This window comes from Marinobacter sp. AN1, assembly GCF_026013985.1.
GTDB lineage: Bacteria > Pseudomonadota > Gammaproteobacteria > Pseudomonadales > Oleiphilaceae > Marinobacter > Marinobacter segnicrescens.
In genome coordinates this window covers 2,124,089-2,147,133 of record NZ_CP110342.1, presented here as the reverse complement: position 1 = coordinate 2,147,133, position 23,045 = coordinate 2,124,089, and the positions used below count along the sequence as shown (strand labels likewise).

General features: G+C 58.0%; 23 protein-coding genes, 1 tRNA gene and 1 pseudogene. 19 read left to right on the top strand and 6 right to left on the bottom strand.

Annotated features, from left to right (window positions below; translation table 11 throughout):
• Positions 1–7: 7 nt before the first annotated feature.
• The 14 genes from LJ360_RS09905 to LJ360_RS09840 all read left to right on the top strand — a co-directional run bounded on the left by LJ360_RS09905 (position 8) and on the right by LJ360_RS09840 (position 9,294).
• On the top strand, positions 8–754 hold the full coding sequence (locus LJ360_RS09905) for a 5-oxoprolinase subunit PxpA (RefSeq protein ID WP_264995971.1): 747 nt from the start codon (positions 8–10) through the stop codon (positions 752–754).
• Positions 755–756: 2 nt separating this feature from the next.
• The gene (pxpB, locus tag LJ360_RS09900) at positions 757–1,482 is read left to right on the top strand and encodes a 5-oxoprolinase subunit PxpB (protein WP_264995970.1); all 726 of its coding nucleotides are present in this window, start codon (positions 757–759) and stop codon (positions 1,480–1,482) included.
• A complete protein-coding gene (locus LJ360_RS09895) occupies positions 1,479–2,450 on the top strand; it encodes a biotin-dependent carboxyltransferase family protein (protein ID WP_264995969.1) in 972 nt (323 codons plus the stop codon). The genes pxpB and LJ360_RS09895 overlap by 4 nt, the downstream gene beginning before the upstream one ends.
• A gap of 140 nt (positions 2,451–2,590) precedes the next feature.
• Positions 2,591–2,681 (top strand) — tRNA-Ser (locus LJ360_RS09890).
• Positions 2,682–3,058: 377 nt separating this feature from the next.
• Positions 3,059–4,090, top strand: a complete 1,032-nt coding sequence (gene dctP, locus LJ360_RS09885) for a TRAP transporter substrate-binding protein DctP (protein WP_091850418.1) — start codon at positions 3,059–3,061, stop codon at positions 4,088–4,090.
• 73 nt (positions 4,091–4,163) lie between these two features.
• Positions 4,164–4,754 carry a TRAP transporter small permease gene (locus LJ360_RS09880; protein ID WP_091850416.1) on the top strand — a complete coding sequence of 197 codons (591 nt, stop codon included), beginning with the start codon at positions 4,164–4,166 and terminating at the stop codon, positions 4,752–4,754.
• A 33-nt stretch (positions 4,755–4,787) separates the two neighbouring features.
• Complete coding sequence (locus LJ360_RS09875) at positions 4,788–6,071, top strand: TRAP transporter large permease (protein ID WP_091850414.1); 1,284 nt, start codon at positions 4,788–4,790, stop codon at positions 6,069–6,071.
• A gap of 34 nt (positions 6,072–6,105) precedes the next feature.
• The gene (locus LJ360_RS09870; RefSeq protein WP_091850412.1) at positions 6,106–6,546 is read left to right on the top strand and encodes a universal stress protein; all 441 of its coding nucleotides are present in this window, start codon (positions 6,106–6,108) and stop codon (positions 6,544–6,546) included.
• Between the two features lie 87 nt (positions 6,547–6,633).
• Positions 6,634–6,885 carry a hypothetical protein gene (locus LJ360_RS09865; protein WP_091850410.1) on the top strand — a complete coding sequence of 84 codons (252 nt, stop codon included), beginning with the start codon at positions 6,634–6,636 and terminating at the stop codon, positions 6,883–6,885.
• 157 nt (positions 6,886–7,042) lie between these two features.
• Positions 7,043–7,762: a Bax inhibitor-1 family protein gene (locus tag LJ360_RS09860; RefSeq protein WP_091850409.1), complete on the top strand. Its 720-nt coding sequence runs from the start codon at positions 7,043–7,045 to the stop codon at positions 7,760–7,762.
• Between the two features lie 103 nt (positions 7,763–7,865).
• On the top strand, positions 7,866–8,291 hold the full coding sequence (gene tusD, locus LJ360_RS09855; RefSeq protein WP_091850407.1) for a sulfurtransferase complex subunit TusD: 426 nt from the start codon (positions 7,866–7,868) through the stop codon (positions 8,289–8,291).
• Position 8,292: 1 nt separating this feature from the next.
• Complete coding sequence (locus LJ360_RS09850; RefSeq protein ID WP_091850405.1) at positions 8,293–8,652, top strand: DsrE family protein; 360 nt, start codon at positions 8,293–8,295, stop codon at positions 8,650–8,652.
• The gene (gene tusB, locus LJ360_RS09845) at positions 8,649–8,954 is read left to right on the top strand and encodes a sulfurtransferase complex subunit TusB (protein ID WP_264995968.1); all 306 of its coding nucleotides are present in this window, start codon (positions 8,649–8,651) and stop codon (positions 8,952–8,954) included. Before LJ360_RS09850 ends, tusB begins: the two co-directional genes overlap by 4 nt.
• A gap of 22 nt (positions 8,955–8,976) precedes the next feature.
• Complete coding sequence (locus LJ360_RS09840) at positions 8,977–9,294, top strand: TusE/DsrC/DsvC family sulfur relay protein (RefSeq protein ID WP_091850401.1); 318 nt, start codon at positions 8,977–8,979, stop codon at positions 9,292–9,294.
• Positions 9,295–9,408: 114 nt separating this feature from the next.
• On the opposite strand, the gene nfuA is transcribed toward LJ360_RS09840, so the two are convergent.
• Positions 9,409–9,996, bottom strand: coding sequence for a Fe-S biogenesis protein NfuA (nfuA, locus tag LJ360_RS09835; protein ID WP_091850400.1), 588 nt, complete (start codon positions 9,994–9,996; stop codon positions 9,409–9,411).
• A gap of 223 nt (positions 9,997–10,219) precedes the next feature.
• On the opposite strand from nfuA, the pseudogene metH reads away from it, so the two are divergent.
• The 4 genes and pseudogenes from metH (at position 10,220) to LJ360_RS09815 (ending at position 16,943) form a co-directional block, all read left to right on the top strand.
• Positions 10,220–13,914, top strand: a pseudogene (gene metH, locus LJ360_RS09830) (methionine synthase).
• A 94-nt stretch (positions 13,915–14,008) separates the two neighbouring features.
• Positions 14,009–14,254 carry a DUF2970 domain-containing protein gene (locus LJ360_RS09825; protein ID WP_091850397.1) on the top strand — a complete coding sequence of 82 codons (246 nt, stop codon included), beginning with the start codon at positions 14,009–14,011 and terminating at the stop codon, positions 14,252–14,254.
• 519 nt (positions 14,255–14,773) lie between these two features.
• Positions 14,774–16,426, top strand: a complete 1,653-nt coding sequence (locus tag LJ360_RS09820; protein ID WP_264995967.1) for a nitrite/sulfite reductase — start codon at positions 14,774–14,776, stop codon at positions 16,424–16,426.
• Positions 16,419–16,943, top strand: a complete 525-nt coding sequence (locus tag LJ360_RS09815; protein ID WP_091850393.1) for a DUF934 domain-containing protein — start codon at positions 16,419–16,421, stop codon at positions 16,941–16,943. Before LJ360_RS09820 ends, LJ360_RS09815 begins: the two co-directional genes overlap by 8 nt.
• 100 nt (positions 16,944–17,043) lie before the next feature.
• Here LJ360_RS09815 and LJ360_RS09810 read toward each other — a convergent pair whose 3' ends face one another.
• Together LJ360_RS09810 and sohB are read right to left on the bottom strand one after the other, a co-directional pair.
• The gene (locus LJ360_RS09810; protein ID WP_264995966.1) at positions 17,044–18,039 is read right to left on the bottom strand and encodes a YhdH/YhfP family quinone oxidoreductase; all 996 of its coding nucleotides are present in this window, start codon (positions 18,037–18,039) and stop codon (positions 17,044–17,046) included.
• Positions 18,040–18,066: 27 nt separating this feature from the next.
• Positions 18,067–19,119, bottom strand: a complete 1,053-nt coding sequence (sohB, locus tag LJ360_RS09805) for a protease SohB (RefSeq protein ID WP_264995965.1) — start codon at positions 19,117–19,119, stop codon at positions 18,067–18,069.
• A gap of 324 nt (positions 19,120–19,443) precedes the next feature.
• Here sohB and LJ360_RS09800 point away from each other — a divergent pair, with 324 nt between their 5' ends.
• On the top strand, positions 19,444–19,758 hold the full coding sequence (locus LJ360_RS09800) for an SCP2 sterol-binding domain-containing protein (protein WP_091850388.1): 315 nt from the start codon (positions 19,444–19,446) through the stop codon (positions 19,756–19,758).
• A gap of 71 nt (positions 19,759–19,829) precedes the next feature.
• Here the strand turns inward: LJ360_RS09800 and LJ360_RS09795 are convergent, their stop codons facing one another.
• The 3 genes from LJ360_RS09795 to rnhA all read right to left on the bottom strand — a co-directional run bounded on the left by LJ360_RS09795 (position 19,830) and on the right by rnhA (position 23,039).
• On the bottom strand, positions 19,830–21,539 hold the full coding sequence (locus tag LJ360_RS09795; RefSeq protein WP_264995964.1) for a chemotaxis protein: 1,710 nt from the start codon (positions 21,537–21,539) through the stop codon (positions 19,830–19,832).
• 341 nt (positions 21,540–21,880) lie between these two features.
• A complete protein-coding gene (gene dnaQ, locus LJ360_RS09790) occupies positions 21,881–22,579 on the bottom strand; it encodes a DNA polymerase III subunit epsilon (RefSeq protein ID WP_264995963.1) in 699 nt (232 codons plus the stop codon).
• 7 nt (positions 22,580–22,586) lie between these two features.
• On the bottom strand, positions 22,587–23,039 hold the full coding sequence (rnhA, locus tag LJ360_RS09785; RefSeq protein ID WP_091850382.1) for a ribonuclease HI: 453 nt from the start codon (positions 23,037–23,039) through the stop codon (positions 22,587–22,589).
• Positions 23,040–23,045 lie beyond the last annotated feature (6 nt).

Genomic DNA, 23,045 nt, shown 5'->3' with positions numbered 1-23,045 from the left:
AATAGCCATGAAGCTCAACTGCGATCTCGGGGAAAGTTTCGGCGCCTGGACCATGGGCCAGGATGAGGCGGTCATGCCCTATATTGACATGGCCAATGTTGCTTGCGGTTTTCATGCTTCCGATCCGTCCATTATGGCGACAACGGTAGCCCTGGCGCTGCAACACAGTGTCGAGATCGGAGCACATCCCTCCTACCAGGACCTGGTGGGTTTTGGACGGCGCTCAATATCCCACACCCCGGAGGAAATACGGGGGCTGATCTGGTACCAGGCGGGCGCCCTTGACGGCATATGCCGGGCGCACGGTACCCGTGTGACGTACGTGAAACCCCATGGCGCCCTCAACAATGACATGATGAAGGACAGGACCGTCCTGAGGGCGGTCATGGAGGCTGTTGCCAGCTTCCGTGACGGACTGCCGCTGATGCTTCCGGTCACCCTGCAGGCCGACCAGCATCGGGAGCTGGCCGGGCAAATCGGCCTTCCGCTGATTTTCGAAGCCTTTGCTGACCGGGCCTATGATGACCAGGGCCACCTGGTACCCAGGCGGGAGGCCGGTGCTGTGCATGCGGATCCCGAGGTGATTGTGCAACAGGCGCTCTCGCTGGTTAGCCACCAGGGCCTGCGTAGCCGGTCCGGACAGTGGCTGTCCCTGGCGGCCGACACCCTGTGCGTTCATGGCGACAACGCCCATGCCCTTGAAGCCACCCGCCTGATCCGTAAGACCATCAGAGAACAACAGGCCAGCGCCTGATAATGACGGTGACAGCCCCCCTTCCTCGCATCATTCCTGTGGCTGAAGATGCCGTGCTGCTTGAATTCAGCCAGCAGATCGAACCGCAACTGGCACCGGTTATTTCAGCCTGGGCTGTGGCCATTCGCCAACAGCTTGGCCAACTACTGACAGACTTGGTTCCTTCCTACGGTTCTATCACCGTTTACTATGATCTGACCTCAGCTGATTTCCGGCTAATTATCAGTCTATTAAAGACTATTCCTGAGAAGCTTTCCCGACAACCAGCTCAACGCCCCGGGCGCCTGGTTGAGTTACCCGTCTGGTATCACCCGTCGGTGGGGCCGGACCTGGAGTCCCTTGCCCACGCCCGTGGGCTTAGCCCCGACCAGGTCGCCGACATCCATAGCGCAACCACATACCAGGTCTACGCCCTGGGTTTTAGCCCGGGTTTCGGCTTTATGGGCCTGGTAGACCCTGCTGTCGCAACCCCGCGCCTTGAGCGGCCGCGTACCCTCGTACCAGCCGGCAGCGTAGGCATCGCGAATCGCCAGACCGCGGTTTACCCTTCGCTATCACCTGGTGGCTGGCAATTGATCGGTCGATGCCCGACGCCGCTCTTCGACGAGGACAACCTTGCCTTACTCACCGTCGGCGATCGGGTGAGGTTTATCGCCGTTAACAGGCATCGTTTCGTGGAGCTTGGAGGTGACGAAACACCCTTTGAAGACACGGAGAGCCCCCGGTGACCGGCCTTCGGATTGAAAACCCCGGCCCCCGCAGCACCGTACAGGACGGCGGTCGCACCGGTTTCCAGCATCAGGGCCTTTCCCCGGGGGGAGCGGCCGATCTTCGTGCATGGCGATGGGCCAACCACCTGCTCGGCAATCCCCCGGACGCGGCCTGTGTGGAAATTACCCTCGGGGGCTTCGCGGCAGAGGCCGAGGGTGACCTTCTGCTCGCCGTAACCGGGGCAAGCGGTGCCGTCCATGTCAATGGCAAGCCGGTACCCGAATGGGGTGTGTTCAGCATGCTGCCAGGCGACCGTTTGCAGCTCGGAGCGCCAGGGCATGGGCTGCTGACCTACCTGGCGGTCGCGGGCGGCTGGCGCACCCGCTCCTTTCTCGGCAGCCGGTCAACGGTCGCACGGGAGGGGCTCCGGGAACTTCGTGCCCTGCGCTGTGGTGACCTGTTGCCTGCCCAGCCGATTCGCCATGAAGCAGCAAGCGACACCATCAGGCGCCGGCAGGTACCTGAACAATGGCGGTCACAGCCAGCGCAACCGGACAAACCCCTGAAGCTCATTCCCGGCCCGGACCGGTCACAGTTCAAACCGACCGACCTGGCCCGCCTTGTACTGAGCGACTACCGGGTGTCCGGGTTATCGGACAGAATGGGTTACCGGCTTGAAGGACCGGCACTGTGCTCTCCAGGTGGCGTGACTTCCAGGGCGGTCAACTGCGGCACCGTGCAGATTCCCGGAGATGGCAAACCGATGGTTATGCTCAACGATCGCCAGACCATTGGCGGCTACACGGTACCGGGTACTGTGCCACGACTGGACTGCAGCCGGCTGGCCCAGTGCCGCCCCGGTGACGTCATACGTTTTACCTGGGCGGATGTCGCGGAATGCCAGGCTGAGCGCATGGTGTTCGAGGAACAGATGAACTCAATGAGCTGGGATCACAAGGGCCGTCTGGTACGGCGCAGGGGCTGATGGCCGCTGTCCAATCACGCAGGCAACCGACCTGGCCACCAGGCCCGGGTTCAGCTTAGCGCAGGGAAGGCGTTGACAGCCCAGAACATTCCGGTATCATGCACGTCGCTGTCGCAATGGCAGCAACAATTTGGATCAACGGTGGGCTGGCAGAGTGGCTGAATGCAGCGGTCTTGAAAACCGCCGACGGTTAATAGCCGTCCCGGGGTTCGAATCCCTGGCCCACCGCCATTTTCCTTGCTTTATAGTCCCTCCCCCTCGACATCTTCCCTGAAAGCCGTCCCAGACCGAGCGACGATACAGCGTTGCGTTAACACCCCCAGGGAAAAACCTTCCTGGCGACCCATTATGCGGCTCTACCACCTCACAGTCCTTTGAGAAACCAGAACTCCGGGGCGTTTTCGAGATTATTACCCGGGCCAGTTGGAAACCTTTGCCAACGGTTTTCTTGCCTTATTATCAATGTTTTGCCAGTCTAAAAAGGCGTTAATCAAAAAATGCCACGGCTGGGTTCGGGTTTCTCGCGCCCGATCCCTCGGCCTACCTACAGAATAATAAAGCCGGTCAGACCCCAGCCGTGCCTCTTGAGGACGATGGAGAAGAAAGGCATGAACAAGAGCACAATGTTACGGAAAATCACCGGTGCAACCACGCTCACCCTGGCTGCGGCCATCGGTGCGACCAGTGTTGCCAACGCTGCGACCTGGCGCTACGCCCACGAGGAGTATGACGGCGACGTCCAGGACGTCTATGCCGAGTTCTTCAAGGAATACGTTGAGGAGAACTCTGACCACCAGATCCAGATCTTCGAGTTCGGCCAGCTGGGCGAATCCGATGACATCATGGAGCAGACCCAGAACGGTATTCTGCAGTTTGTGAACCAGTCTCCCGGCTTTACCGGCGCGCTTATCCCGGAAGCCCAGATCTTTTTCATCCCCTACCTCATGCCCACCGACATGGACACGGTAGTGGAGTTCTTCCGGGAAAGTGACGCCATCAACGAGATGTTCCCGGAGCTGTACGCAGAAAAAGGCCTGGAGCTCCTGAAAATGTATCCCGAGGGTGAAATGGTCATCACCCTCGATGAGAAGGCCTCCTCACCGGAAGACCTTCAGAACAAGAAGATCCGGGTCATGACCAACCCACTGTTGTCTGCCACCTACGAGGCCTTCGGCGCCACGCCAACACCACTGCCCTGGGGTGAGGTCTATGGTGCCCTGCAGACCAATATGATCGACGGCCAGGAAAACCCGATCTTCTGGATCGAGTCAGGGGGTCTGTACGAGGTGTCACCGAATCTGCTGTTCACCGGCCACGGCTGGTTCACCACCGCCATCATGGCGAACCAGGACTTCTATAACGGTCTGTCCGAGGAAGACCAGAAGCTGGTGCAGGAAGCCGCAGACTACGCCTTTGACAAGATCATCGGCCATATCGACGGTCTCGCCGAGGAGTCCCTTGAGAAGATCACGGAAGCGTCTGACGAGGTTACCGTGACCAAGCTCAATGAAGAGCAGATCCAGGCATTCCGTGAGCGCGCCCCTCAGGTTGAGGAGCGTTTCATCGAAATGACCGGCGAACGTGGTGAGGAGCTGCTCAATCAGTTCAAGGAAGACCTCAAAGAAGTACAAAGCAACTGAGCCGGCAGGCCCCGGGGATCACCCCGGGGCCTGATTGCTTTACAGACCTGTTTCAGAACGGAGTTCGCCCGTCATGACCAATTCAGCCACCGAACCGGATGAAGCCGAAGGCTACAAATCGGGACTACCTGGCCCACTGGGCTTTGTCGACCTGGCAATCGCAAAAATAGAAGCTGTGATGCTTGCGGCCGGTGTGTTGCTAATGGCCCTGAACACCTGCATTAACGTCATCGCCCGCTTTGTGTTCGGAGAGGGCCTTTTCTTCTCGGGCGAGATCAACCGCATACTGATTATCCTGATCACCTTTGCAGGCCTCGGCTACGCCGCACGCCATGGGCGGCACATCCGGATGTCTGCCATCTACGACACATTGCCAACGACGGCCCGCAAGGTCCTGATGGTGGTGATTGCCCTGTTTACGGCAGCGGTCATGTTCTTCCTGTGCTACTACTCGGTGGAATACATACAGAACCTCTACAGCCGTGGACGGGTATTGCCAGCCCTGGGCCTGCCGATCTGGATTATTTACCTCTGGGTACCCATCGGCTTCGCCATCACGGGTATTCAGTACGTTCTCACCGCCATCAAGAACCTCATGGCCAGGGACGTGTATCTGTCGACTTCCGTGCTGGACGGCTACGCCGACACCGAATCCGAAGTCTGACGCCCCGCAAGAGCAAGAAAAAAGGAAACATTCATGGCGACTTTACTACTGGTGATCATGATCGTGCTGCTCCTGCTGGGCTTCCCGATGATGATCCCGCTGCTGACCGCAGCCCTGGTCGGCTTCTACGAGATGTTCAACGGCTTCGGACAGATGACCACCCTGATCCAGCAGATGATGGGGGGCATTCGCCCTGCCTCGTTGATTGCGGTACCCATGTTTATCCTGGCGGCCGATATCATGACCCGGGGCCAGTCTGCCGACCGCCTGATTGCGATGGTTATGTCGTTTATCGGCCATATCAAGGGTGGCCTGGCGATCAGTACCGCCACCTCTTGTACCCTGTTCGGCGCAGTTTCCGGTTCCACCCAGGCGACGGTAGTGGCCATTGGTTCGCCACTGCGGCCAAAGATGCTCAAAGCCGGTTACTCTGACTCCTTTACCCTGGCGCTGATCATCAATGCCAGCGATATCGCTTTCCTGATTCCTCCCAGCATCGGCATGATTATCTATGGGGTAATCTCTGAAACGTCCATCGCCGAACTGTTTATTGCCGGCATCGGCCCCGGCATCATGATCCTGTTGATGTTCTCCCTTTACTGCCTGTTCTATGCCTATCGCAACAAGGTACCTACCGAAGACAAGGCAAGCTGGGGAGAGCGGCTGCGCTCAGTCCGCCAGGCGGTCTGGCCGCTGTTTTTCCCGGTTATTATCGTGGGCGGGATCTATGGCGGCATATTCAGCCCCACTGAGGCAGCTGCCGTCTGTGTGCTCTATGCATTGCTCCTGGAGTTTGTGATTTTCCGCTCCCTGAAGACAATCGATATCTATAGGATTGCCAAGTCCACTGGCCTGATTACTGCAGTGGTGTTTATCCTGGTCGCGGCGGGCAACGGCTTTTCCTATATCATCTCGTTTGCACAGATTCCCCAGACCATCCTGGCAGCTGTCGGTGTGAACGAAGCCGGGCCGGTGGGTGTTCTGGTTGCCATCTGTGTGGCCTTCTTTATCGCCTGCATGTTCGTTGACCCCATCGTGGTGATCCTGGTACTCACCCCGATCTTTGCCCCGGCAATCCAGGCTACCGGCCTCGATCCTGTGCTGGTGGGTGTGTTGATCACGCTGCAGGTTGCTATCGGTTCGGCAACCCCGCCGTTTGGCTGCGACATCTTCACCGCAATCGCAATCTTCAAACGACCCTACTGGGAGGTTATCCGGGGTACACCGCCGTTTATCTTTATCCTGATTCTGGCGGCTGCGCTGCTGATCGCCTTCCCGCAAATAGCCCTGTTCCTGCGGGACGTGGCATTCCGTTGACCAGAAAGCGCGAACGCGCGTTGAGGAGGTGATCATGTTCCGACGAATCCTGGCAGCCGTCGATGGCTCCAAGCCGGCACTGTATGCACTGGAAAAAGCGGTGGAATTCCAGAAACTGACCGGTGCTGAGCTCTATATCATCTGCGTGTTCAAGCATCACAGCCTGTTCGAGGCGTCTCTGTCCATGGTCCGCCCCCAGGAGTTGCAGATTCCCGACCAGGCGCTGACCGAGTACGCACGGGAAGTGGTGGAGCATGCCAAGCAGCACGCACTGGAACTGGGTGCGCCCAGTGTGCGTGGCTTCGTCAAGGGCGGCCGACCGTCGAAAGCCATCGTAAAGTTCGCAAAACAGCATGATGTAGACCTGATCGTGCTGGGCTCCCGGGGCACTCACAGCGACAAGGACGGCATGGTCCTTGGCAGTGTCTCCCAACGCGTCGCCAGTATGGCCAAGTGCCCTACCCTGGTGGTGTAACCATTGATTCCTGCCCGGGTGCCCCCAAATTGAAGGTCAGTGATACCGGATGCTACCGCTCCGATTCCAAGCCAACGGTGAGACTCTATGACCACTGACAAAACCCCTCAATCTGATCAGCCGGAACGGGAACGGGATCGGCGATTCTCGGTTTCAGCAAACCGTGGCTCGGCCCGTCATCGGATAAGATATGTCGAGGCTGGTGGCGCATCTGTTGATATCGAAGAATGCACATTTTGCCAGGCCAATCCTGAACTCGACTGGGAGCCCGGCACTACCGGCAGAAAACGGCAGCCCGAAGACTCCGGTCATGGCCAGTCAGCATCCGACAAACATTAATTTGAAGTAATGCGGAACCCTGACAACTGAAAATTGTCTGAATTCCTGAACCTTAACGATTGAAACTTGATGGCCGTCCATTATGATGGGCGGTATGGCGCAAGGGTTCCGAACCGGGAACCGCTAACCCACGAGCAATCATCCTACGGAGACACACATGGATAACAGGCGTTTCAACGTCAACCAGAACCAGGGTACCTATGCGGCTCCGCGAGCCGGTGCAGGCACCGGCATCAGCGCCGATGCCACGAAGGTGCTGAAAAATACCTACATGCTGCTGGCCATGACACTTGTCTTCAGCGCTGTTATGGCGGGTGTCTCCATGGCAATGGGACTCGGCCACGGGATTGGCATGGTCTGCTCCCTCGTTGCACTGGGTCTGATCTGGTTTGTACTACCCCGCACTGCCAACAGCCCGGCAGGTATCGGTGTGGTATTCGCATTTACCGGCCTGCTTGGCCTTTCCCTGGGGCCGCTTCTGTCCCATTACCTGGCACTTTCGAACGGTGGCGCCGTTGTTATGCAGGCGCTGGGCGGCACGGCGATCGTGTTCTTCGCCCTGTCCGGCTACGTGCTGACCACAAAGAAGGACTTCTCCTTCATGCGCAGCTTCCTGGTCGCCGGTCTGGTGGTGGTTCTGGTAACCATGCTGGGCGCTATGGTTGCTTCCATGTTCGGCGTTGATGTCAGCATGCTGAGCCTGGCCTTGAGCGGTGCGATTGTGCTGCTGATGTCTGGCTTTATCCTGTTCGACACCAGTCGAATCGTGAACGGTGGCGAAACCAACTACGTCATGGCGACTGTTGGCCTCTACCTCAGCATCTACAACCTGTTCGTTTCCCTGCTGCACATCATTGGTGCGCTGAGCAACGAATAGCGCGTCAGGCGACCTGACGCCCAACGGAAAAGCCCCGCCCTGCGGGGCTTTTTTCTTGCTACCATCCATTACGGACAACTGATCTGATTCCGGGATATTGGCAATGCCTGACATTTCTACAACCAGCAAACCCGGCTACAGCCTGGTGATCACCGGGGCACCCTATGTCAGCCAGGCACCCGCCACCGCCCATGCCTTCTGCCAGACGTTACTGGAGACCGGCCACAAGATTGACCTGGTGTTCCTGTATGGTGACGGAGTCCACCTGGCCTCTGCCCTCAATACACCGCCTTCCGATGAAACTGACTGGACATCTCGCTGGCAGGCCCTCGCTGGCGAACACCAGATTACCCCGGTGGTCTGCATCGCCTCCGCCCTGCGCCGGGGGCTGCTGAACGACGAGGAAGCACGCCGCTATGAGAAGCCTGCGGCCAATCTGGCCAATGGATTCGCCATCGCAGGGCTCGGAGAGTGGGTACAAGCGGTGACCAGTTCGGATCGGGTGGTCTATTTCCATGGAGGTGCGTGAGATGAGCGATGCCACCACCAAGACCCTTCTTATCGTCATTGACAGCCCACCATACGGTGACTGGCGGGGCCGGGAAGCCCTGGATATGGCCTTTTCGCTGGCAGCATTTGACCAGCCTGTCGCCTTGCTGTTCCGTGGTGAAGGCGTCAATTGGCTCAGACCTGGCCAGGATGGCGCATCGATAAACCAGAAAACCGTGAGCCGGAACCTGGGCGCGGCAAGGATGTTCGGTGTCAGTGAACTCTTTGCCGATACAGCCTCCCTGGCTCGCTTCGGGGTAGAAAGGCCCCAGCCCGAGGTTGAGCCGGTCGTTGCTGACGCCGCTTTCTATACTCGCTTTCAGGAGGTGATCCAGCCATGACCAGCTCAGCCGTCAATGGCAAGACACTGCCCACATTGCACCTGCTCAACAAGCCCCCCTCACACCCACGGTTTCGGGACTGTCTGGGCGCTGTAGCAAACGAGGATAGTCTATTGCTGATGGAAAGTGCGGTTATCGCACTGCCTGATGCCACCCTGGCGCTACCGGCCAATACCCGTGCGTTAAGGCACGACTGCCTGGCCCGGGGTCTCGACGAAGACACCCAGGAGGACGTGGAGTTGATCGATATCCGGGGCATGGTCGAGCTCACCGACCGGTTCCCACGAGTGGTCAGCTGGTAGCCGTTTCAGGAGACAAGTCCGGATGCCAATACCCGAACGCAACAACGAAGGCTTTCTCGAAGATGCCTGGCAATGGAATGAAGCTATCGCCAGCAAAATTGCTTCAGAGTCAAATATTGACCTGGATGAAAAGCATTGGGAGATCATATGGTTATTAAGGGACTTTTACAAAGAACATGAAATTTCCCCACCATCCAACCGCCTGTTTGTGAAGGCCGTAAGGGAAATTCTGGGAGAGGAAAAGGGTAACAGTATCTACCTGATGCAGCTGTTCCCGGGCACACCGGCAAAAACCGCGTGCCGAATCGCGGGCCTGCCCAGGCCCACGAATTGCCTGTAGACAATGATACAGACGGTCCGGTTTGCTCCCATAAAAAAGCCCCGATCTCTGGAGATCGGGGCTTTTCAGGCTGGACAGCAGACCGCCAGGAACACCGAAACCTTCCTGGAAACCTTACTGGTAGTAAGCGTTTTCCTTGTAGGAATGATCGGTGACATCCCGAACTGCAGTAATCTCCGGCACACGCTCTTTCAGTGTGGATTCAACGCCCTGCTTCAGGGTCAGGCTGACAGCGCTGCAACCCTGGCAACCGCCGCCGAACCGAAGTACGGCAACGGATTCATCAACAATTTCGACCAACTGAACATCACCGCCGTGGGACGCCAGCCCCGGATTGATTTCTGACGCCAGTATGTAGTTGACCCGATCCGGCAGCGGAGCGTCGTCATCAATCTTGGGAACCTTCGCATTGGGCGCCTTGATGGTCAGCTGGCCACCCATCTGATCCTTGGCATAGTCCACGTAGGCTTCTTCCAGGAAAGGTACCGAGTTGTGGTCCAGGAACAGGGTGAACTTGCCCAGGTCGAGCTGCTCATCGGTGGGCACCACCTCGTTGGGTGGACAGTAGGCAAGGCAGGTCTCGGCGTGCTTGGTGCCCGGCTGGGTCACGAAAATGCGCACACCCATGCCTTCTACGTCCTGCTTGTTGATCAGTTCGGCAAGATAGTCTCTTGCAGAGTCGGTAACAGTAACCAGTGCCATTTCGTAAACCTGTTTGAAAATGTGAGTTCATTTTAACGGAGTTCGCGGGATCCTGAAAGACCAAGTAAAATAGTCAGACTTTATACTGGATATAGGCGCAGACCCGACGATTCAAGGGTTGAGAGACTTGACCCATATCAGGGCCTGCAGGACGCCATGGGACAACTTTGGTATTATGCGCCGCTCCGAATCGCACACTCATTACTCCCGGAAAGACCTGACCATGACCGATCGCGCAACACGACTCGCCCAGCTTCACCAGGCTCTCAAGGAACGCATTGTCGTCCTCGATGGCGGAATGGGCACCATGATCCAGAACGAGAAGCTGGATGAGGCCGCCTTTCGCGGTGAGCGATTCCGGGACTATGAACGAGAGGTCAAGGGCAATAACGACTTGCTCTGCCTGAGCCAACCTGACCTCCTGACCCGCATCCATGCCGACTACCTGGAAGCCGGGGCGGATATCATCGAAACCAATACCTTCAACTCCACCCGGCTGTCCCAGGCCGACTACGGCCTTGAAGCGCTGGTCCCGGAGCTGAACCTGGAATCTGCAAGGCTTGCCAGGGCCGTCGCGGACGACTTTACCGCCCGCAACCCCGACAAGCCCCGCTTCGTGGCCGGCGCCATCGGGCCGACCTCCCGCACAGCGTCTATCTCTCCGGATGTAAATAACCCCGGTTACCGCAATGTGGATTTCCAGACCCTCGTCGATAACTATTACGAAGCTGCCAGGTATCTCACCGAAGGCGGCTGTGACCTGATATTGATTGAGACCATCTTTGACACCCTCAACGCCAAGGCTGCCATCTACGCGGTACAACAGTACTTTGAGGATTCCGGTGTCGAACTGCCGCTGATGATTTCCGGCACCATTACCGATGCTTCCGGTCGTACCCTGTCTGGCCAGACTACTGAGGCTTTCTGGAACTCCGTTGCCCACGCCCGGCCGCTCACCGTGGGGCTGAACTGTGCCCTGGGGGCCGATGCCCTTCGACCCTACGTGGAAGAATTGTCGGCAAAGGCGGATACCTATATCAGCGCCCACCCCAACGCGGGCTTGCCCAACGAGTTCGGCGAATACGATCAGACCCCCGAGGAAATGGCATCCATCATCGAGGGCTTTGCCCGGGATGGCTTCCTCAACATCATCGGCGGCTGCTGTGGTTCTCGCCCGGATCATATCGCAGCCATTGCCGAGGCCGTAGCCAAGTACCCTCCCCGCCAGATCCCCGAGCGCCCGAAGGTTCTCCGCCTTTCCGGCCTGGAACCGTTCACTGGTGATGAAAACACCCTGTTTATCAATGTGGGTGAGCGCACCAACGTCACCGGCTCAAAACGTTTTCTGCGGCTTATCAAGGAAGAGCAGTACGAAGAGGCCCTCAGTGTGGCCCGGGACCAGGTGGAGAATGGAGCCCAGATCATCGATATCAACATGGACGAGGGCATGCTGGAGTCAAAGGAGGTGATGGTTACCTTCCTGAAGCTGGTGGCCTCCGAGCCGGATATCTCCCGTGTGCCCATTATGCTGGACTCCTCCAAGTGGGAGGTCATTGAAGCTGGCTTGCGCTGCGTTCAGGGCAAGTCCGTCGTCAACTCCATCTCCCTAAAGGAAGGTGAGGAAGAGTTTCTCAAGCGGGCCCGGGACTGCATGCGGTACGGCGCTGCGGTTGTGGTCATGGCCTTTGATGAACAGGGCCAGGCGGATACGTTTGAACGCAAGACCGAGATCTGTAAACGCTCCTACGATCTGCTGGTCGGCATAGGCTTCAACCCCGGGGATATCATCTTCGACCCCAATATCTTTGCCATCGCCACCGGGATTGAAGAACACAACAACTACGCGGTGGATTTCATCAACGCGACCCGCTGGATCCGCGAAAACCTGCCCTACGCCTCGATCTCGGGGGGCGTAAGTAACGTCTCCTTCTCATTCCGGGGCAACGATGTCGTGCGCGAAGCCATTCACTCGGTGTTCCTGTACCACGCCATCAAGGCTGGCATGAACATGGGTATCGTCAACCCCGGCCAGCTCGTGGTCTATGACGAGATTGACCCGGAACTGAAGGAGCTGGTCGAAGACGTGGTGCTTAACCGCCGTGAAGATGCCACCGACCGGCTGCTGGAGATCGCCGAGCGCTACAAGGGCCAGGGCGGCAAGACCAGGGAAGAAGACCTGGCATGGCGCGAATGGCCCGTTGAAAAGCGGATCGAGCATGCCCTGGTGAAAGGGATCACCACCTATATCCTGGAAGACGCTGAAGAATGCCGTCAGCGGGCCGAACACCCCATCGAGGTTATCGAAGGCCCCCTGATGGACGGCATGAACGTGGTGGGCGACCTCTTTGGTGACGGCAAGATGTTCCTGCCCCAGGTGGTAAAGAGCGCTCGCGTCATGAAGCAGGCAGTTGCCCACCTGATTCCATATATCGAGGCGGAGAAGACCGAGGACCAGAAAGCCAAGGGCAAGATCCTCATGGCTACCGTGAAGGGTGACGTCCATGATATCGGCAAGAACATCGTTGGAGTGGTCCTGCAGTGTAACAACTATGAAGTCATCGACCTGGGGGTTATGGTTCCCTGCGAAAAGATCCTGGATACCGCCCGCAAGGAAAACGTCGACATTATCGGTCTGTCCGGTCTGATCACGCCGTCCCTGGACGAGATGGTCCACGTGGCCCGTGAGATGCAGCGGCTCGACTTCAACATTCCCCTGATGATTGGTGGCGCTACCACGTCCAAGGCTCACACCGCAGTCAAGATTGAGCCCCAGTACAAGAACGACGTTGCCCTGTACGTGTCCGATGCTTCCCGTTGCGTCAACGTGGCCTCCACCCTGCTCAGTCGCAATGGCAAGCCGGAGTACGTCGCAGGCATTCGCAAGGAATACGATGAAATTCGCGAACGCCGCAAGAACCGTGGCGACCGCACCAAACTGGTCTCCCTGAGCGAAGCCCGGGCGCGCGCGCCAGAGATCGACTTCGAGACCTACCAGCCAGTACGCCCCTCGTTCCTGGGTGTACGCAGCTTCGAGGACTACGACCTGGAAGAGCTGGTGGACTATATCGACTGGACGCCGTTCTTCATCTCTTGGGACATTGCAGGCAAATACCCGGCGGTACTGGACGATCCCAAGCGTGGAGAGGCGGCCCGCAGCCTGTTCAACGACGGCCAGGCGATCCTGAAGCGGATGATCGCGGAAAAACGCGTCCGGGCCCGGCGGTTATCGGTTTCTGGCCTGCTCGCCGACGTGGCGATGACATTGTGGTCTACAAGGACGAGTCCTGCAGTGACGAACTGACTGTGCTCCACCACCTGCGTCAACAGGACGAGAAAGCCCCGGGGCAACCCATGCGGGCCTTGTCGGACTTCATCGCGCCAGAATCCAATGGCTGCGACTACGTCGGTGGCTTTGCGGTGACTACCGGCATCGGCGCTGAAGAATTCTCCCTGGAGTTCAAGGAGGCCAATGATGACTACAACGCCATTATGGTGAAAGCGCTGGCAGACCGCCTGGCGGAAGCCTTCGCCGAGCGTATGCATGAGCGTGTGCGCAAGGAGTTCTGGGGCTATCAACCGGAAGAGTCGCTGGAGAACGAAGACCTTATCCGGGAAAAATACCAGGGCATCCGCCCCGCCCCTGGCTATCCGGCCTGCCCGGACCACACCGAGAAGGCGACGCTGTTTGAACTGCTGCAGGCGCCGGAAAATGCGGGTATCGAGCTGACCGAACACTTTGCCATGTTCCCGACCGCGGCGGTTTCCGGCTGGTATTTTGCCCACCCGGAATCAAAGTACTTCGCCGTGGGCAAGATCGGCAAGGACCAGGTAGCAGATTACGCGGAGCGCAAGGAACTGAGCAAGGCCGAGGCTGAGCGCTGGCTCGCCCCAAGCCTGGCCTATGATCCCGCGGAATAGCAATGAAGCGCAGGTGGTCGGCAGAGCCCTTGAGTTCTTGCCGGCCACCCGGCATTCTCAATAGAACAAGAACAATCCGGGATGGAGAATATCCATGTCAGACCAGGTATCAGGGCAGTCACGAAACGGGGATCATCCCCCTCGCCGCAAGGGTCCGGGCGTATTGAAGGTTCTCCAGAGCGTAATGGCTGGAGCCTTTGGTGTTCAGTCCGGTAAACGCCACGAAGAGGATTTCAGCAGCCACAGCCCCTGGCCCTATATCGTCGCGGGCCTGATCTTCACCGTTGGCTTTGTCGGCGCGCTGGCGCTGATTGTCCAGTGGGTACTGGCGTCACATTAAGAAAATGGCAGTGAGCTATACAAAGCACTGGCAGGAGGGAAAACAACGGCAGGCATACCCGTAAGTACCACCTGCCGTGGGGCATTTCGACCGGGTTACTGGCCGGACACCCAGGTAACAGCGAAAGCCACCACCAGCAGAGCCAGCATGGTGAATGCGATGGCATCGACCTGACTGTCTTTCAGGGTACTTTTCTTCATAGACGGTTCTCCGTGATTACTGTTGTTGGTCTTGTTTTTCCTCGAATTCCGGTTACCGCGATCGGCCCCCCTAATTTAGGTTACCTTATCGGGCAAGTCCACCCGGCTGTGCCCCCTATTTCCTGTTTTTGTTAACCGGCAACCCGGATTAAAACCACCGGAAAGTCAGCCGCTGCTTATCACTTAAATCGATTACTATATTTTGAAATAATCATTTTAAGAATAAGGGCGTGGTGCTATCCTGCCCCGCATCTGCACTGATTGACCGATGTCATCCCTTTCAGGAACAGTGCCCAGACTTATTCAGGACCACCCGATTATGTACGTTTACGATGAACACGACCGGCAGCTTCTGGCAGAGCGCGTTGCCCAGTTCCGGGACCAGACCGATCGTGCCCTCGCTGGCGAGCTGAGTGAAGACGAGTTTCTCCCCCTGCGTTTGCAGAACGGCCTGTACGTGCAGCGGCTGGCCCCCATGCTACGCATCTGCGTACCCTACGGCATGATGCGCTCCGGGCAGCTTCGCCGCCTGGCGCGAATTACCCGTGACTACGACAAGGGCTATGCCCACTTCACCACCCGCCAGAACGTACAGCTGAACTGGCCGGCGCTTGAGGACGTGCCTGACATCCTTGCGGAACTGGCCGAGGTGGAAATGCACGCTAACCAGACCAGTGGCAACTGCATTCGCAACACCACAACGGATCAGTTTGCCGGCGTACAGGCGGACGAGATTACCGACCCGCGACCCTATTGCGAGATTATCCGGCAATGGTCCACCTATCACCCTGAGTTTGCTTTCTTGCCCCGCAAGTTCAAGGTGGCGGTCAATGCCTCCGAGCATAGCGACCGTGCGGCTATCCAGATCCACGACATCGGCCTTCAGATGGTCCGTAATGAGGCGGGTGAACTGGGCTTTCGGGTGCATGTAGGTGGCGGGCTTGGTCGTACTCCCATGGTTGGCCCGGTGATTCGTGACTTTATTCCCGAGCAGGACCTGTTGACCTATCTTGAAGCCATTCTGCGCGTCTATAACCGCTATGGTCGCCGTGACAACAAATATAAGGCGCGGATCAAGATCCTGGTAAAGGCACTGACCCCGGAAGGGTTCGCCGAGAGGGTTGAAGCAGAGTGGGCCCACATCAAGGACTCCCCCACTCACCTCACCCGTGAGGCCATTGACCGGATGAAGGGGTTCTTCACCGAACCCGCCTATAAGGCGCTGCAGGATAACCCGCCGGCGCTGGCAACGCCCCGTAGCGAAAGCAAGGCGTTCGACAACTGGATCCGCCGCAATGTAAACAGCCACAAGCAGCCGGGCTATGCCATCGTCACCCTGACCATGAAGAAAACCGGTACACCGCCAGGCAATGTGACTGACCGCCAGCTTGAGCAGATTGCCGACGTGGCAGACCAATACAGTTTCGGTGAAGTGCGGGTGACCCACGAACAGAACGTGGTATTGGCCGACGTTCGGCAGGACCAGTTGTTCGAGCTGTGGCAGGCCATCCGGCCCATGGGCTTTGCCACCGCCAACCTGAACACCCTGACCGACATTATCTGCTGCCCGGGAGGCGATTACTGCGCCCTCGCCAATGCCAAGTCGATTCCGGTGGCAGAGTCGATACAGCGTCGCTTTGATGACCTGGATTTTCTCTACGACCTCGGCAATATCGATCTGAACATTTCAGGCTGCATGAACGCCTGTGGTCATCACCATGTCGGTCACATCGGCGTGCTGGGCGTGGACAAGAAAGGCGAAGAGTACTACCAGATCAGCCTCGGTGGCGCGTCGCAGCACGACGCTGCTATCGGCAAGATCCTGGGGCCCTCCTTCGCCAGGGATGACATGCCCCAGGTGATCGAGAAGATTATCAACGTCTACGTGGACAACCGGACCGAGGAAGAAGAATTCCTCGATACCTACCGCCGTATCGGAATCGCCCCCTTCAAGGAGCGTGTATATGCGTAATATTGTCAAACACGACGGCACGATTGTTGTCGATGCCTGGCAGGTACTTGAGCATCCGGCCGAGGGCGATTCATTGGCCCTGCCGGAGGGGCCATGCCTCGTTCCTGCGGAGCTCTGGCTCGCAGGCCGGGAGCATTTCGTCGGTAATGAGCAGGTCGGCCTGTGGCTGGACAGTCATGAAGAGCCCGAGCTGATTGCGGACCATATTCATCAGCTTCCCCTGATTGCAGTGAACTTTCCCAAGTTCAGTGATGGCCGGGGATATTCCTCCGCTCGCCTGCTCCGGGAGCGCTTTGGCTACCGGGGTGAACTCCGGGCAATCGGCGATGTTCTGTTGGATCAGCTCCAGTTCATGAAGCGCTGCGGCTTTGATAGCTACGCCTTGCGGCCAGACAAGGACATCAGCAAGGCCCCTCGTTGCCTGAACTTCTTCAGCAACGCCTACCAGGCCGCTACAGACAATGATGAACCACTGTTCCGTCGCCGGGGCGAATTTCCGGTCGCGGCAACGGCATAATCCCTGAGCACGGCAAAAAAAAACGCTGACCTGGAACAGGTCAGCGTTTTTACACCTGCAAGCCGGTCCATCGTCGGATGAAGACCGGCCGGGCTTACCGTCAGCGGGCGTGGTCGAGCACGATCTTGCCTACGGACTCGCCCTTCAGGAAGGCCTTCAGCGCCCCGTCCAGGTCACCACGGCCAATGTCCCGCGCAGCCGCCTCGGTTTTCGGACATGCCCAGTCCGAAGAAAGCTTGTGCCAGACCTGCCGCTTCTGATCCAGCGGAATCTCCACCGAGTCAACACCCAGCAGGTTCACACCCCGGAGGATAAAGGGCATTACCGTGGTTTCCACCTTCGGGCCAGCAACCAGGCCACAACAGGACACTGAGCCGCCCGGCAGGACCTGTTTGAGCAACTCAGCCAGCGGCGCACCACCGACCGTGTCCACGGCATTGGCAAAGACCGGCTTCAGCATTGGCTTGGGTGAGGCCTCCAGAGTCTCGCGGCCAACCACCGCGGTTGCGCCCAAACCCTTGAGGGCGTCCACCTGATCCTCCTTGCCGGAAACCGCGGTAACCTCAAAGCCAAGGCCCGCCAGGATTTCCACGGCGACTGTTCCGACCGCACCACTGGCGCCGGTCACTACCACCGGTCCCTGTTCGGGAGCGGCGCCCATTCTCAGCAGTTTATTGACACAAAGTCCTGCCGTCAGTCCAGCGGTCCCATAGATCATCGCCTTGCGGGCGTCCCATCCGGCCGGCATTTCCACGCACCACTGCGCCGGTACACGGATATATTCACCGAAGCCACCCGGGGTGTTCATGCCAAGGTCATAGCCGGTGACAATCACCTGGCTACCCTTACCCGGAGTGCCACTGGATTCCACGACTTCCCCGGCTGCATCAATACCCGGGGTGTGCGGGAAGTTCCGGGTTACCCCCTTGTTACCGGACGCCGACAGTGCATCCTTGTAGTTCAGGGACGAGTGCGTGACCCGGATCAGCACCTCATTGGCAGGAAGGTCAGCCACGCGGCAGGTTTCTTCTGCACCAACGTACTCGCCGTCCTTTTCATGAACGCGCCACGCCTTGTATTCGATGTCATTACTCATATTCGTCCTCCTGGGGGTTGGGAATTGTTATTGGAGATTCTGGTTACGAAAGGTACTCAGCAACCGCCACACGGTGTGTTCAAAGGCTGCACTGGTGGCCAGCCCGAGCTTTTCGGGCAGGGTTCGTTTGCGCTGGAATCCGACTGAGACCACTTCGGATCGCTCACAGGCGTCAATCAGGTATTCGTCAGAGGTCTTGACCTCATCGATCAGTTTTACCTCCAGGGCACGGGTACCAAACCAGATGTCACCATTGGAGACCTTGTCGATATCCAGCTCCGGGCGTCGTTCACTGACATAGTCCTTGAAAAGGTGATGGGTATCTTCCAGATCCTCCAGGAACTTGCGCCGGCCTTTCTCGGTGTTCTCACCAAAAATGGTCAATGTTCGCTTGTGTTCCCCGGCGGTGAGAATCTCGTAGTCAACCTCGTGCTTTTTCAGGACCCGGTGGAAATTGGGAAGCTGGGCAACAACGCCGATGGAGCCAAGTATCGCAAAGGGTGATGCAACAATGCGATCCGCCACACACGCCATCATGTAGCCGCCACTGGCGGCCACCTTGTCGACACAGGCAGTCAGCTTGACGCCCTTGCTACGAATACGGTCCAGCTGGGCTGCAGCCAGTCCGTAAGCGTGGACAAGGCCGCCGCCGCTTTCAAGCCGGATCACTACTTCATCCCTTTCCGGATCGGCCACGGCAAGTACCGCTGAGACAGACTTGCGGAGGGTTTCCGTATCCGAGGCCTTGATGTCTCCGTCAAAATCGATGACAAAGGTCCGACTGGGAGTCTCCTCCTCCCCTGCCTTGCCCTTACGCGCCTTTCGGGCAGCCTTTTCAGCCTTATGCTTCGCTTTCGTCCACGCCTTTCGCTGATCCGGCGCAAGCATGCGGCCTTCAATGGCTTCACGCAGTTTGCGGTACTTTTCATTGAGGCGGCGAACGGTGAGCTCACCCTCATCGTCGCCCTCGCCCCGGTTACGCTGAACGGCAGCTGCACCGAGTGCGATAATGATCACGACAGCAACGACAACGGTCGCCGCCTTGGCGAGAAACAGCCCGTACTCAGATAGAAATTCCAATGCACACTCCATGATGTTCGTGGTACACGGTCTGAAACCGTGCCCTGCCACTGTCCTGGTGCCAAAATGCACCACACGGCAAACGACGGAAACCCGATTGTAACCGAGGCCATGGTGTGTACAACCTCCCACCCGGAAAAGTTATCAAACGATCGTTTGATTTTTCCTTGACACGCCTGGGTGCGGCCCCTAAAGTCGGAATGAGCCGGCTGGCAGGGAGGCCCGACAGCCCCATTAAACCAATAGACGTACCAGCCGGCCGATTGGCAGGGAGCGACAACCTCACCCGCCCCGCAGACTCCGTTTTATTTAAAGGGAAAAATAATGTCCGTAGCCCAGGTATTCGAGAAATTCGAGCAGAACTTCAATCCGGAAGCCGCCGAAGGCATGGATCTGGTCTTCCAGTTCAATATCGAAGACGACCAGAACCACCATGTCATCGTGAAGGATGGCACCTGCAAGGTGGTTGAAGGCGAACACGAAGACCCTTCCGTTACCCTGATCATGGATGCCGCCACCCTTAAGGGCATCGCTTCCGGAGAGACCGATGGCATGCAAGCATTCATGTCCGGTCAGCTGCGGGCCGAAGGCGACATGATGCTGGCAACCAAGCTGGGCCAGCTCTTTTCCATGGGCTAAGCGATCAAGCGCTTCGTGGACAAAAAAGGCACCTTTCGAGGTGCCTTTTGTCGTTTATGGCAGGAGCCTTTTCAAAGCCCGCCGTCCTGTAGTGACGTTTCCGCCAGGCGCAACAGGTCCGGATTGCGGCTATCACGGGTACCAATGTTCTCGATGTAATACTCGAGTGATGTCAGGGCATCCGCCAGTGACTCCAGTACCGCATTGCCAGGAGGCTCTTTGACATCCAGCAGGCGGGTCTGGATTGATCGGGCAACCCTGTCCATGACGTCCGCGGCGTCGGGATCGCCGATCATCATCAGCCCCCCCCAGATGCTGTGGAGCGTATTGGGCAGGTTTGCCAGGTGCAACTTGTCGTAGTCCGACTCGACAAAGGCCGTGATGGCCCGCTTTGCCAGGGTCAGGGCACTTTTTGCCTCGTCACCGACTACAATCGCTGCTTCTCGCAGGTACAGGGTGCCTTCCCGGGTGTCAGGGCGAGCAATCGCCAAGGCGTCGGTTTCGGAGGTAATGCCACGGCTTACCATCTGCTGGACAGCGCTCTCGATGCCAAGCACAGCGTCCGCCAATGTGTACAATTCATCTTCCGCAGGCAGCTCACCGGCCTGTTCCCAGGTAAGCAGGCGGTCTGCCTCGTTGCGGGCAATATCCGAAAGGCGGTTCAGATCCAGCATGTTCAGGGTGTTGGCCAGCCGCTTCAGCGAATCTGCAATGGTGGAAAGTTCACTGAGGTCCGGTTCAATGCCCCGCTCAATGATATCCAGGCGGTCCTTGAGCTGGTTGAGCTCATCCTGCAGCGCACTGGACAGCGACTTGAGCACGTCTGCCCCAGGCCCGTACAGGCGCTTGCGATGCGCCTCCATCATGGATTCCGGGTAGTCTGAAGGGGCCAACTTCCAGGCCGACAGAATGCGCTGTACTTCCTGGTTGGCAGAGCCACTGCGATACAACAGGTAGACCAGGTCCCGAATGACGGACTCGTCCAGAGTGCGGCGGGCAGCGGTGCGACCTACATAGACAATGTCCCGGCTATACTTCTCGATTCGCATCAGCAGGCGCTTGCGGGCCTGGTTGAATCCCATGGCGCGGTCAGTCATGGTCTCCGCCACAACGACCAGCAGGCACCATAACTGCTTTAGTTGACCTTCTCCGCAAAGACGCGCAAACCCCCGGGACGAACGGGCTATCAACTTTTTGCTAACCTCTTCGTTGCGCTCCCGGATGACACCTACCAGCGCCACCTGAAGCATGAGACGCATACGACGGGCGTAAGCTTCAAATTCGGTGTCGGAGAGTTGCACCGGCTCTGCCGCAACCCCTGTGCAGAAATCCGGTCGCTGTTCCGTGTCCAGCTCAAAAAAATGGGACTCCGGAAGGGGCGCCTCGCCCCGGGCTACTTTCAGTTCGTTGATAATGGGCAGCAGTAGCTCTGGGTGATCTTCCCGTTGCTGGTGATAGTACTCAACGTAACGACGGAGGATAAACAACGCGCTATTGAGCGTGGTTAGCAGAATATTCTTGTCGTCACTGGCGCCTACAGGAACGTCATTGGCAACGGTCACTGCCTCTTTGCACAGGAGTGTGCCGCCCCTGAGCTCCACCAGCACAAAAATGCCCCGGAGCTGGTTCAGGTAATCGACACAGTTCTGGAGGTCTTCTCCGCTTTCACGGTTTTCCTGGAAGCGTTCCAGGCTGGTTTCCGCATTACGGATGGTCTGTTCGATCTCACTTTTTACCAGATCGAACGACTGTGACTTCGTCGCGAGTGACGACTGGATCATATACTGGCGCTTCCTGTCTCAGCTTTGCCTGCGCAGGTACCCTGGTCACAACATTATCCGGGCACCTCCTGCACAGGGCTGACCTGAACAGGGGTTTCCCCGGGGGCGTCGGAAATCCGACCCCCGGCTACAACGGGTACTGCCTGGTCGGGCGCCCCAGCCGGCACGACAAAGCCGCACCAATGAACGCCCTGACGAACTGCCGTAATTCAAGGACTGTCCATTACTTATAACACAAAAGGCTGGTCGCTCAAGGGCCTGCTGCAACCACTTTCGCGATATCCTAAGCAGTTCTCAGTTCTGCACGCTGGCCATCGCACACCGCCCCGGGAGCTTGCATTTCAGGCGTTACGCCAGACCGCTTCGCCGCCGGCTTTCTCTACCGTATCCAGGAAGGCTTCATGGGCTTCCACCTCTTCATTAGATGCACGGAGGACAGACAGCGCCGGACGGTCCGCCGACAACCGCCGGATAACCTGTCCACCCTGGTCACCATCGCTGCCTGCGTCCAGGGATAACGCTGTCTGTCCACCCGTGAGCAGCAGGAATACATCGGCGAGGATCTCGGCATCCAGCAAGGCGCCGTGCAGCTCACGGTTACTGTTGTCCACGCCGTAGCGTTTGCAGAGGGCATCCAGGCTGTTCTTCTGGCCCGGGTGCTTGCGACGGGCAACCGCCAGCGAATCCAGTACAGAACAATGGTCCGCGACCTTACGCACCGGTTTGATGCGGGCAAACTCTGCGTCGATAAAACCCACGTCAAAGGCCGCGTTGTGAATGACCAGCTCGGCACCGTCAATAAAGTCCAGGAATTCCCGGGCAATCTCCCTGAACCGTGGCTTGTCCTCCAGAAACTCATTGGTAATACCGTGAACCGAGATGGCCTCCTCTTCCACTTCACGATCCGGGTTGATGTAGACGTGGTAGTGGCGCCCGGTGAGCTGACGCTCCATTAGTTCAACGCATCCGATCTCGATAATGCGATGACCTTCATTGGGATCAATACCGGTGGTTTCCGTATCCAGAACAATCTGTCTCATTGGTTCACTACCCTTTTCTCTTGGCCGCGGCCTTTTCAATGCCCAGGTTAGCCAGTGCGTCCGCACGCTCGTTGTCCGGCACGCCGGAATGCCCTTTCACCCAATGCCACTTCACCTCGTGCCTCGCCACTTCCTCGTCCAGGGTGCGCCAGAGGTCTTCGTTCTTGACCGGTTTCCTTGCGGCGGTTTTCCAACCGTTCCTTTTCCAGCCGGTCATCCACTCGGTGATGCCTTTACGCACGTACTGGGAGTCGGTATAGAGATCTACTGGGCAACTCCGTCTCAAGGCCTTCAGACCCTCGATGGCGGCCATCAACTCCATCCGGTTGTTGGTGGTGTCGGCTTCACCCCCACAAAGCTCCCTGGATTTATCCCCGTACCGCAACAGGACACCCCAGCCGCCGGGCCCGGGATTCCCCTTACAGGCGCCATCGGTATACAGCGTTACTCGTTTGCTCATGATATA